The sequence below is a fragment of the Psychroserpens sp. genome, from assembly GCF_036960315.1.
In the GTDB taxonomy this organism is placed as follows: Bacteria; Bacteroidota; Bacteroidia; order Flavobacteriales; family Flavobacteriaceae; genus Psychroserpens.
The window spans coordinates 154,254-167,073 of sequence record NZ_JBALVR010000005.1; the positions used below are offsets into that span (position 1 = coordinate 154,254).

Consider the following 12,820-nt stretch of genomic DNA (forward strand, 5'->3'; position numbering starts at 1 on the left):
TTCTATTAAAAATCCGCTAGATTTGTAGGTGGATATATTACGAATATAACGACACCATTACCTATAAAAATACGTTGTGCTTAATTAAAATAAAATACTGAAAAATGATTGAAAGGCTACAAAATAGCGAGTTAGAAATATCAAATCAAATACATTCTGTTTTTCAATTATCGTATGCAGTTGAAGCTAAATTATTAGATGCAACCGATTTCCCTCCTCTTAAAAGACCCATTGAAAGTTATCTAAATAGTGATAATATGTTCTTTGGGTATCGTGAAAACAGCGAATTAGCAGGAATTATTGAGATTGAATTTAACAATAAATGTACAGATATCAATAGTTTGGTAGTAAACCCGAAATTTTTTAGACGTGGAATAGCAAGAAAATTAATAGAATTTGTTTTCAACACATTTGATTCGAATCTTTTTGTAGTTGAAACTGGACTTGCGAATGGTCCAGCAACTAAATTATATAAGAAATTTGGTTTTATAGAAGTTAAACAATGGGATACTGACCACGGAATTAGAAAAATAAAATTTGAAAAGAGAATAAATAAATAAGAACAACACCGTATAAAATTAATGGTTTAACCACGCAAAAAACCATAAACAAACACGTTGTACGTAATTTAAAAAAGTTAAACGCAATAGAATTGTGAAATAATGGAGCAAATTAAAATATTAATCGAATAACAGTTCCACTATTTTCAATAGAGTTAACTTGAATTTTACCTTTATGAAGAAACATAATTTGTTGACATAAGCTTAAACCAATACCACTACCCTTCTTTTTGGAACTAAAAAACGGGATAAAGATCTTATCTACTATTTCATCTGGAATGCCTTTTCCGTTATCTGAAACCTTAATTATGACATAACCTTCGTTACTTTGTTTTGCAGAAACAGTAATTTTTGGTTGAACTGTTTCTGCGCAAGCATCAACACTATTGATTATTAAATTAATTAATACTTGTTCAATGAGTGCGGTATCCATATTAATTTGAAGCTTCTGGTTATCTATTTTAAATTGCAAGTCAATACCCTTACTTTTTAAAGAGGTCTTTAATAGATTATTAATTCCTTCAAACAGTCCTCTAACATAAACTTTGCTTGCGTTTATTGTGGTTATTTTATTAAGTCCTCGATAGGATTTTGAAAAATTCATTAAGCCTTCGCTCCTTTTTTGTATACTATCAATACTCAAGTAAAGATCGTTAGTATCTAAAGGGTATTTCTCTGAATCTTCAATATTCAATTTAATTTCAGTTTGCAAGGTTTCGGCTAAAGAAGAAATTGGAGCAATTGAATTCATGATTTCATGCGTCATTATATGAAGTAATTTATTCCATGCCTCGGATTGATTCTGATTTAATGTATTATCAATATTTTGTAACACAATTAACTTAAATTCCTCATTATTCATCTCAAAATGAGCAGTGGATATTAATAGCTTCGTTTTATTTTTTTCAGTGTCTAAAGTTATTGTACTGCCATTGACATGTTGCGCTTCAAAAACAGTTTTAAAGATGCTTTGGCTTCTCTTTTTTACAAATTGAATATTTTTTAAAGTAGGGGTTTTTAAAAGTTCTTTAAATGATTCATTAATCCATATAATATCTCCGGTATTTATGCTATAAGCCACAATACCAGTATCAATTAATTCTAATATTTTTTGCAGATACAAATATTGTTTTTCCTTATCCTTGTTAATGTCCTTGATTTTTTGATTAATGGTATTAAAACCTTGATGAAGCTCTCTAATATCTTCTGGGGCAGACCCTTCATTAAACCACTGAGAAAAATCGTTGTACTTCACAGATTCAAAAAAATCATGCATCGATTTATGCCTCTTTATGATAAATTTAAACAGATTATTTATGACTAAAACTATAATTAAGACAATTGGAACTATAGTAATTGTAGAGATTAAAGCCTTTGTCTTAAAATCTAAAGTGAGAATGCCAAATACCAAAACCAATAGCAAACAGAAAATAGCAAGGATTCTAAGCAATAACGATAATTTATATTTCCTATAAGCCATATTTATTTAATCTTCTATAGAGCGACGTTCTTGTAATTCCTAATTCTTTTGCTGATTTCGAGATGTTACCATTATTTTTTTCTATCACTTTTAATATAGTATTCTTCTCCACAGTATCTAACTTTAAGTCTTTTAATAGTGTGGTTTCTGAATAACTTTCTATGGGTGAAAACATTAAATCTGTAGCACTTAAAACATCTGCATCCATCATGATTACTGCTCTTTCAATCGCATATTGAAGTTCACGAACGTTCCCAGGAAAATGATAATCTTCCAGTTTTTTTATAAAGCTATTATCGATAGAAATATTAGATTTAAAATATTTCTCGGTATAGACTTCAATAAAATGTTTCGCCAATAAAATAATATCTCGATCTCGATCTCTTAAAGGGGGAATAACTATTTCAACTGTATTAATACGATAAATTAAATCTTTTCTAAAATTATCTTCATTTGCCAGAGTTTCAAGACTTGAATTAGTTGCACAAATTAACCTGATATCAACATCTATGGGCTTATTAGATCCCAATGGCGTTATTTGTCTGTTCTGAAGTACGGTTAATAATCTGGCTTGTTGATGCAGGCTAATATTTCCAATCTCATCCAAAAATAAAGTACCCCCTTCTGCCGCTTCAAACCTACCCTGCCTATCCTCTCTTGCATCTGTAAAGGCGCCTTTTACATAACCAAATAATTCACTTTCAAATAACGATGAAGTTAATGCGCCGACGTCAACTTTTATGAAGGGCTTATCTTTTCTTAAGGAGTTGTCATGTATGGCTTTTGCAATAAGGTCTTTTCCTGTTCCGTTTTCTCCAAGAATCAAAATATTGGCATCAGTTGGTGCGATTTTTTTAATCTTAAAGAATACCTCATTCATAGTCTTACTTTCTCCTAAAAGCTTAACTCCATTAACATGTGGTCTCCATTTTTTTGTTTTATTGGTTATCTTATTTGCTAAAATATCAACTATAGATTCTAATAACTTTTCGTTTTTCCAAGGTTTAACCAAAAAATCTGAAGCGCCTTTTTTAAGCGCACGAACTGCTAGGTCTAAATCACCATAGGCAGTGATTAAAATAACAGCAATGTCTTTATCTATTTCTTTAATCTTAGTGAGCCAAAAAACACCTTCATTTCCAGTATTTATAACGCTATTGTAATTCATATCTAGAATGACAACATCAAATTTATTTTTATTTAATATTGAATTAAGGTTGTTTGGGTTTTTCTCAATAACAACCTCTTTAACCTTAGACTTTAATAGCATTTTCATAGCTATCAGTACGTCAGTATCATCATCAATAACCAGTATGGTGGTGTTTTTCAATAACATACTTACAAAAATATGATATATTAATATTCAATTGAGGTATTTAGAGGTAATAATTTAAGAGTCTGAAAAGTGTCACTAAATCGCACACTAGTTGTATCAAAACCGCACACATTTTATTTTACCAAAACCTACAAGACCCTAACCAACAGTTGTTTGTGTTTCTGGCATGGTAATCACACTAGATTTATAAAATAATGTATTAATGGACATACCAATTACTAAGAAAAAGTTTAGCCTACCAAAAATCGCCTTTGCTGTTGGAGCAATCCTTTTAATCTCGTTTGTAATTTACTTATCAACGTCGTTTGGAGGAAGTTCTACATTAAATATTAACACCGAACGCATTATTGTTAGCACAGTTAAGGATGGTGTGTTTCAAGAGAACATCCCTGTTAATGGAACTGTTCTACCAATTACAACAATCTATTTAGATGCGCTTGAAGGTGGTAGAGTTGAAGAAATATTTGTAGAAGATGGTGCTATTATGCAACAAGGCGAACCCATTTTACGTCTTTCTAATACCGATTTAGAATTAAACCTAGTGAATCAAGAAACTTCAGTTTACAATTTATTAACGCAAATGCAGATTTCTCAAAATGCGGCACGTGAAAACACGATAAATAAATTAAACCGAAAAACCGATGTGGAAAATGCATTTATTGAAGCTGATAGAAAATATAACCTTAATAAATCGCTTTACCATGAAAAGGCAATAGGGAGTCAAGAATTTGAAGAAGCCAAAAATAACTATAACTACCAAAAACAGCGTATGGAATTAGCTTTACAGGTTTTAAAACAAGATTCATTATCAACTGCTTTAGAATCTTCTCAATCCAAAAGTTCTTACACTAGAACTCAAAGTGCCTTGGCATTGATGCGTAAAAAAGTTGAAGATTTAATTGTTAGAGCACCTGTTGATGGTCAATTAACATCATTAGATGCTCAAATAGGGCAATCTAAAAATAAAGGAGAGCGCTTAGGTCAGGTAGATGTATTAAGTGGTTTTAAAATACGTGCTGATATAGACGAGAATTATATCTCAAGAATTTATCCTGGACAAAATGGAACATTCACTTTTAACGGAAAGACCTATAAATTAGTTATTAAAAAAGTATATACTCAGGTAACCAACGGCCGTTTCCAAGTAGACATGCATTTTGAATCGGAAATACCTGAAGGTATACGCCGAGGGCAATCTTTAAGAATAAGATTAGCATTAAGCGATGAGAAGCAGGCCATATTAATTCCTAAAGGAAGCTTTTTTCAAAAAACCGGAGGTAATTGGATATTTAAACTTAGTGATGATGATAAGAGTGCCTATCGAATAGATATTCAATTAGGAAGTCAAAACACTGAGTATTATGAAGTATTACAAGGACTTAAACCTGGCGATAAAATTATTACTTCTAGTTACCAAGACTACGGAGACAAAAACGAATTGATATTAAACAAAAAATAAATCTCATGATAAAAATCAACAACTTAGAAAAATATTTTACTACTGAAGAATATAAAACAATTGCCCTAAATAAAATTTCATTTGAAGTAAAAAAAGGAGAGTTTGTTTCTGTCATGGGCCCTTCAGGTAGTGGTAAATCTACATTACTTAACATTTTAGGCCTTTTAGATGATGCCGATGGGGGAAGTTTCATTTTTAATGATGAAGAGGTCATTAATTATAAAGAACGTCAGCGAGCTCATTTAAGAAAGCATAACATTGGTTTCGTATTTCAAAGCTTTAATTTAATTGATGAACTGACCGTTTTTGAAAATGTAGAATTGGCTTTAATCTACACAGGAATAAAGAAAAGTGAACGCAAAGAAAAGGTAGACGAAGTCCTTGAAAGAATGCAAATTATGCATAGGCGAAGTCATTTTCCAACACAACTTTCTGGTGGTCAACAACAACGAGTTGCAGTTGCAAGAGCATTGGTCAATGACCCAAAACTTATTCTGGCAGATGAACCAACAGGTAATTTGGACAGTAAAACAGGGAACGAAGTGATGGAATTACTTACCGAACTGAACAATCAAGGTTCTACAATTATTATGGTTACACATAGTGAGCATGATGCAAAATACGGGAATCGCATTATCCGCATGCTTGATGGCGAAAAAGTAACAGAGAACCTATTATCTAACTATTAAGAAACCTAATCATGATAAAGAATTATTTTAAATTGACATGGAGAAATATTAAGGCGAATAAGGTTTTATCATTTCTCAATATTCTAGGATTGACATCTGGGTTATTCTGTTTTTTACTTATTTATTTATGGATTTCAAGCGAAAACAGTGTCAATAAATATCACACGAATATCGATGACCTTTATTCTGTATATCTAACATCATCTGATGGTCCAGGTTTTGGCTACGGAACACCATCACTTCTATATAAGGAATTAAAAGAAAAAGTTCCAGAAATTGAAGGTGTAGTAGCGATGTCTAATAATAATAGAAACTACACATTCTCCAACAATAAAAAGGTTTTAAAACAAAAAGGGAAGCATGTAAGTGAAGACTATTTTAATATGTTTTCTTTTAATATTTTGGAAGGAAATGCGTCTAATGCATTAAGGAACCCAAATGATATTGCGATCTCAAAAGACATGGCAGAGTTGTTTTTTGATAATGTAAAAAGTGCTATTGGTCAAACATTAACTTTCGAAAATTCCAAAGCATTAAAAATCACCATGGTGTTTGAGTTAGGTAGTAAAAACACAACAGAAAATAGTGATTTTTATTTATCGTTTGATTCCCTTTTTGCTGAAAGTCCTTGGATGACTGATTGGAAAAACTTAGGGACGTATACGTTTGTTCAATTAACAAAAGGTGCAGATGAAAAACAAGTAGAACAAAAGTTAAAGACATTTTTAAAAGATTACGAATCAGTGAGCCTATTAGCCATAGAGCTACAACCTTATGGGGACAGTTATTTATATGCAGACCTTGAAAGTGGTAGTGGGAAAATAGAATATGTTCGTTTATTTGGAATCATTGCCTTTTTAATAATGCTAATCGCCAGTATTAATTTTATGAATTTGGCCTCTGCGGGCTCAATAAAACGAGCTAAAGAAATTGGTGTAAGAAAAGTTCTTGGAGCTGGGAAAGGTAGTTTAGTTGGTCAGTTTTTAGGAGAGGCGATACTCTTATCATTATCAAGTTTGTTTTTTGCTTTAATTTTCATCGCCTTAGTGCTTCCGGTTTTTAATCAAATAACAGATAAGAACATTGACCTAGAAAACTTACCCATTTCTACTTGGATAATGGTCTTACTTATTACATTGTTTACGGGAATACTATCTGGAAGTTACCCAGCATTTTTATTATCATCTTTTAAGGTAACCGATATTTTTAAGAAGAAGATTGAAACCAGTTCCAGAACTAAATGGATTAGAAAAGCTTTGGTCGTTTTTCAATTTACAATTTCTGTTGTCTTTATAAGTTGCATGCTTATTATTTCAAAACAAATAGATTATGTTCAAAATAAAGATATCGGTTTTGAACGCGAAAATCTATTAGCAGTAACACTTTCTGAAGATTTACAGAAAAACTATAACGCATTTAAAACAGGTGCTTTGCAAATTTCTGGGGTTAATTCGGTAACAAAAACATCACATATTTTATTAGGGGATTATGGTACCTCTCCGGAAGTAATTTGGAATGGGAAATCTGATGATGATGGTTCTTTATTTACTGGAATGGTAGGAAGTATAGACTTCATAAAAACGTATGGCGCCAAATTACTTATGGGAAGAGATCTTATTCATAATAATCCTGATAATATTGAATACTTGATTAATGAAAGCGCTATGAAACAAATGAAAATGGAAAACCCCTTAGGACAAACTATCTCTTTTTGGGGTAATTCTGGGACGATTGTAGGTGTTGTTAAAGATTTTCACTTTAGTTCATTAAAAGAATCAATTTTCCCATTAGTCATTAGAAGTGAAGGTTATGTTGAATTTAATACTGCTTTCATTAAATATAATACAGATAATGTACAGCAAACATTGGCTTCAATTGAATCCCTTCATGCTACGCTAAATCCAGCATTCCCGTTTGAATATAAGTTTATGGATAGCGAATACAATAAATTGTATAAAAGTGAATCTACGTTTTACAAATTATCTACTTTCTTCTCAATTTTAGCAATTTTAATTTCGTGTTTAGGTCTATTTGGTTTGGTCATGTTTACAGCAGAACAAAGAACGAAAGAGATTGGCATGAGAAAAGTTGTAGGAGCATCTGTATTTGCGATTACTTCACTTATAACACGAGACTTTATAAAGTTAATCCTATTAGGAATAGCAATCGGTATTCCAATTGCATGGTACTTCATGAATAAATGGTTAACAAACTATGAGTACAGAATAGATATGCCATGGTGGGTTTTTGTAACGACAGGATCTCTAATAATTAGCATAGCATTAGTAACGGTAAGTTTTGAATCGATAAAGATTGCATTGGTAAATCCAATAAAAAGTTTAAAAAACGATTAAGGTACAATTCATATAATTTAATAATTATGAACAAAAGGATAACACTAGTTATAGGTCTTTGGTTGGGTGTGATTAGTTTTGGTTTTTCTCAAAGCACATCAACAACCATATATACCTTACAGGATTGTATCGATATTGCGATTGAAAATAATCTTGACTTAAAAATTAAAGAATTAAGAGCAAAATCTTCTGAGGTAAACTTTAAAGAGAATAGAAACAAAATACTCCCTAGTTTAAATATGAATTATAACCTAGGAATTAATAATGGTAGAAGTATTGACCCCTTTACAAATAGTTTTATAAATCAGGGCCTTACATTTTCAAATGCAGGTTTAAGTCTAGACGCAACCATCTTTAATGGCTTTAGAATCAAAAATGAGATTAAGCAAAGTCGATTTAATCTGCAGGCTTCGGAAATGGAAATTGAAGAAGCTAAGCAAAATTTAACACTTGACGTCACGCTTTTATATATCCAAATTTTGAATAATAAAGATTTATTAGAACTTTCAAAAGCGAGACTCAAAACGACTGAAGTTCAGCTTAAAAGATTAGAATCACTATATAACAATGGTGTAGGTAACCCTGCCTCTTTTACAGATATGCAAGGACAATTTACGAGAGATCAAACGGGTAATATTACCGCTGAGAACAATTTAAAATCGGCAGTTTTAAATCTAGTTAAGCTGTTAAGCATAGATGTCGATTCTGAGAATGAGTTCGAAAATGTTTTTGAAATTATTAATCCAGAAAAGTATCAAATTTCTGCTAATGATATTTATAATGATGCGCTTGAAAATTTAGCCACCTTTAAATCAAAACAATTGCGAGTTGATGCTGCAAAAACCGGAATTAAAATTGCCAGATCTAATTACTTTCCTGAGGTATCGCTGTTTGGGCAATTAAACACAAACTATTCTAGTGTCGCGCAACTATTTACACAAACAGGAACGTCTACTGTTGAAACGGGAGACTTTGTTTCTATTAGTGGCCAAGAACATGCTGTTTTGCGAAATGAGGCTCAATTTGAAGGCTCTAAAATCAACCATAAAGACCAATTTGATAACAACCTTAATTCTGTGATTGGAATAGCAGTCAGAGTTCCTATATTTAATGGTTTCCGAGCTAAAAATAAAATAAGAATTGAGAAAATACAACATGAAGAAGCCCAAGTAAATTTGAAGCAAACTCAGTTTGTTTTTAAACAATCTATTTATGAAGCCTATAATAATATGGAGGCTTCCTTTAAGGTATATCAGGTTTTAAAAAATCAGGTAGTTGCATATGAAGAGTCGTTTCGTGTTAACGAAGTGAGGTTTAATAATGGCGTTTCAAATATTGTAGAATACATAACATCAAAGAATAATATGGAGGCTTCCAAATTAAATTTAAGCCAAACCAAGTATGAGTATTTACTACGCGTTAAAATATTAGATTACTACAGAGGAATTTAAAAAACAACTGCTTTAAGTAACAAAAGACAAAAACCAGGAATTATATTCAGAAATTTTTAAAGGATATAACTTCGAATCGAAGTAAAAAACCAAGTACAACAACGCGTATAATTCATTGCTAGTTCTTGCCTACTTACGAAAATCCCCGCGGATTTTATATTCGGGTTTTATTTACTAAATTAGTTGCATAAACACGCAACTAACCATACACAGAAACGTTGTAGGTTATTTTACTTAGTAAAACAAAAAATGAAACAGTATATCAAATTCATATTACCAGTTCTGATGATTTCTTTCTCCTATCAGATCATAGCTCAAAATGTTGGCGACAAACTTCCTGAATGGACCCATGGAACTTTGGATATACACGAGATAAGTACAGGGAGAGGGTCTTCTACATTTTTTATAATGCCAGATGGTACTACTATGCTTTATGATGTAGGGGAAGTCACAGAAATTACAGATCCCAAGAGAGTTCCTAGGTACGTAGACGCAAAACCTGATTCTACCAGAGCTGCAGGTGAATGGATTATCCGTTATATTGAACCCCTTTTGAAACAAACGCGCGCGCGTCAAATTGATTATGCTCTGATTTCCCATTTTCATTGGGATCACATGGGACAAATCACAGATAATTCACCCCAATCTAAGTATGGTCCCTATAAACAGGCCGGCATCACCAGAGTTGCGGAACAAATCCCTATAAAAACTATTTTTGATCGAGGATGGCCGGATTATAATTATCCAGTGGAGCAAAGCAATCCCACAATACTTAATTACCGCGCTTTTCTTAATTCCCAAATTGAAACCAATAAGATGAAGGTTGCAAGGTTTCAACCTGGGAGTAATGAACAAATTGTTTTGCAATATAAACCCAAAGACTATCCAGGGTTTGAAGTAAGAAACCTTGCCGCAAATGGGGAGGTTTGGACTGGAGTGAGCAATGTGACACGTAGCCATTATCCGCCACTTGATGATCTTGAAAAAGAGGACTATCCAGATGAAAACATGTGTAGTATTGCCCTACGGCTTAGCTATGGTAAGTTTGACTATTTTACCGGCGGTGATATTCGGGGTATCCCTCGGATTGGATCAGCTAATTGGCAGGATCTTGAAACCCCAATTGCCCAGGCAATCGGACCTGTCGAGGTCAGCCTTCTCAACCACCATGGCTATATAGATTCTCAAAACACCTTTTTTGTGAGCACGCTTCGTCCTCAAGTGTGGCTACTTTCTGTTTGGGATTCAGCCCATCCAAGCCCAATGGTATATAAACGATTGCTATCTGAAGAGCTTTATCCTGGCCCGCGGGATATTTTTTCGACCGGAATGCACGAAGCAAACAAATTAGTGGCTGTTGGGCTTGACAAACTAGCCAGTGATCAGGGACATATTGTCCTCCGTGTTGCGCCAGGGGGAAATACTTTCCAGATAATAGTTCTAGATGATAATGTGGAAAACAGTAAAATAAAATCTATCCATGGACCGTATAATTGTCGATAAATAGTACCGCAAAAAAAATTTACTCTTTTGGTTATTAAGTAAACATTTAGGTGATTAAAACGATCAACAACATCCAATAATAAAAATTGAACTAATCCAACAAAATCTAAATGACTATAAGAATCTGCATTACCGTCCTATCCTTAATTTCTTTTTTCTCAGCCTTCTCACAAACTTATATTACAAACGTAACTATAGCAGATGTAGAAAAGCAAAAATTATCACCTAATCAAACTGTCGTAATAACCAATGATTTGATTTCGAACATTCAAATCAGTAAAAAAATAAAGGTTCCAGAAAATGCTTCAGTAATAGATGGAAGTGGAAAGTTCTTATTTCCTGGTTTAACTGATGCTCATATTCATTTCTTTCAAAATGGCGGATTATATACACGTCCAGATGTAATAGACTTACGTAAAGAGAGACCTTATCATAAGGAAATTGACTATGCCCTTCAAAATATGGAAAACGTGATGTATCGATATTTGCAAAACGGAATTACGAATGTGATAGATGTAGGAGCAACCTATAATTTTTTAGGCCAAAGGGATGAGTATAAAGATAACGCAAATACTCCTTCTGTTTATATGACAGGCCCTTTATTAACAACCTTCGAGCCTCCCGTTTATAAAGATTTAGAAAATAATGCACCTTTTAGTTTAGTAAAAACAATAGAAGACGGTGTGAAAATGGTACAAGAACAACTCCCTTACAAACCAGACTTTATCAAAATATGGTATATCGTTGGAGCAGATGAATTACCTACTGAAGAAAGTGCACGCAAGAGTTTACCTATTATTAAAGCCATTATTGAAGAGGCTCACAAAAATAATTTAAAAGTTGCCATACATGCCACTCAAAGAATTACTGCTCAGTTAGCTGTGGAAAATGGTTGTGATTTCTTAGTGCATAGTGTAGAGGATGAAATAATTAAGGATGATTTTGTACAATTAATGAAAAAAACCAAAACTATTCTTTGCCCAACATTGACTGTACATAATGGATACAATAATACGTTTAGTCAAAATGAAGAAATGAGTAATCACGAATTGCTAAAAGCAAATCCTTATCAATTGGGTACTTTGTTAGATTTAAAACATTTGTCAGACACGTTACTAGTCAATAATTATAAAAATGGTTCAAATTCTAAAGCGAATGTTGATCGTATGAATAAACTAAATTCGACAACGATGACAAATCTCAAAATATTGTCAGATGCTGGTGTTTTAATTGCCACTGGGACAGATGCCGGGAATATAGGAACCTTACATGCTTCCTCCTATTTAGCTGAATTGCAAGCCATGCATAAAAGCGGCATGAGTAACTGGCAGATTATAACAGCTTCTACTATTAATGGTGCTAAAATCCTTAACAAGGAAAATGAATTTGGTACAGTTAGCATCGGCAAAAAAGCGAATCTCATTATTTTAGACGCGAACCCTATTGACGACATTGAAAATATTACAAAAATTAACCTTATCATAAATAAAGGTATCGTTTTTAATCCGCATGAATTGCGAAAAGACACTCCTGGAGATTTGGCACAAAGACAACTAAATGCCTATAACTTTAGAAATCTTGATGCTTTTTTAGAAGCCTATGCAGAGGATGTTGAAGTTTATTCATATCCTGACAAGTTGCTTTATAAAGGCAAAGACACGATGAGAAAACAATATGCTAAGATGTTTAAGGACACGCCTAATTTGCATTGTGAATTAAAAGAAAGAATTGTTCAAGGCAACATTGTCATAGACAAAGAGCGTGTTCAATTGGGAGATAGAATAATTGAAGCAGTTGCTATTTACCATATTAAAAATAGTAAAATTAAAAAGGTGTATTTTATTCAATAAATACTCTTCTGAAAACTCAACTTTTCATAAACAGATATTTAACAGAACTCACTCAACACTTCCAAAAAACATAAAAGAAGAGAATGAGATAAAAACACTAAACAACTCAATTTGTTCGACCCAAACAAAATAAAAAAG

At 32.6% G+C, this 12,820-nt stretch carries 10 protein-coding genes; 8 read left to right on the plus strand and 2 right to left on the minus strand.

The annotated features are described in order from the left end of the window. Positions 1–104 precede the first annotated feature (104 nt). Entirely contained in the window at positions 105–560 is a 456-nt protein-coding gene (locus V7719_RS10415; protein WP_335729843.1) for a GNAT family N-acetyltransferase, read from the plus strand. A gap of 112 nt (positions 561–672) precedes the next feature. Here the strand turns inward: V7719_RS10415 and V7719_RS10420 are convergent, their stop codons facing one another. After that, positions 673–1,836: a sensor histidine kinase gene (locus V7719_RS10420; RefSeq protein WP_335729844.1), complete on the minus strand. Its 1,164-nt coding sequence runs from the start codon at positions 1,834–1,836 to the stop codon at positions 673–675. A gap of 40 nt (positions 1,837–1,876) precedes the next feature. Here V7719_RS10420 and V7719_RS10425 point away from each other — a divergent pair, with 40 nt between their 5' ends. Next, complete coding sequence (locus tag V7719_RS10425; RefSeq protein ID WP_335729845.1) at positions 1,877–2,035, plus strand: hypothetical protein; 159 nt, start codon at positions 1,877–1,879, stop codon at positions 2,033–2,035. Here the strand turns inward: V7719_RS10425 and V7719_RS10430 are convergent. After that, entirely contained in the window at positions 2,030–3,376 is a 1,347-nt protein-coding gene (locus tag V7719_RS10430; RefSeq protein ID WP_335729846.1) for a sigma-54-dependent transcriptional regulator, read from the minus strand. The two genes, V7719_RS10425 and V7719_RS10430, sit on opposite strands and share 6 nt — an antisense overlap. A 202-nt stretch (positions 3,377–3,578) precedes the next feature. On the opposite strand from V7719_RS10430, the gene V7719_RS10435 reads away from it, so the two are divergent. The 6 genes from V7719_RS10435 (at position 3,579) to V7719_RS10460 (ending at position 12,682) form a co-directional block, all read left to right on the plus strand. Continuing rightward, positions 3,579–4,835 carry an efflux RND transporter periplasmic adaptor subunit gene (locus V7719_RS10435; protein WP_335729847.1) on the plus strand — a complete coding sequence of 419 codons (1,257 nt, stop codon included), beginning with the start codon at positions 3,579–3,581 and terminating at the stop codon, positions 4,833–4,835. 5 nt (positions 4,836–4,840) lie between these two features. After that, entirely contained in the window at positions 4,841–5,524 is a 684-nt protein-coding gene (locus V7719_RS10440; protein ID WP_335729848.1) for an ABC transporter ATP-binding protein, read from the plus strand. Positions 5,525–5,535: 11 nt separating this feature from the next. Then, complete coding sequence (locus tag V7719_RS10445) at positions 5,536–7,878, plus strand: ABC transporter permease (protein ID WP_335729849.1); 2,343 nt, start codon at positions 5,536–5,538, stop codon at positions 7,876–7,878. Between the two features lie 26 nt (positions 7,879–7,904). Continuing rightward, a complete protein-coding gene (locus V7719_RS10450; protein WP_335729850.1) occupies positions 7,905–9,329 on the plus strand; it encodes a TolC family protein in 1,425 nt (474 codons plus the stop codon). Between the two features lie 249 nt (positions 9,330–9,578). Continuing rightward, positions 9,579–10,832, plus strand: a complete 1,254-nt coding sequence (locus tag V7719_RS10455) for a ComEC/Rec2 family competence protein (protein WP_335729851.1) — start codon at positions 9,579–9,581, stop codon at positions 10,830–10,832. 110 nt (positions 10,833–10,942) lie between these two features. Further along, the gene (locus V7719_RS10460) at positions 10,943–12,682 is read left to right on the plus strand and encodes an amidohydrolase family protein (RefSeq protein WP_335729852.1); all 1,740 of its coding nucleotides are present in this window, start codon (positions 10,943–10,945) and stop codon (positions 12,680–12,682) included. The last annotated feature ends 138 nt before the right edge of the window (positions 12,683–12,820 follow it).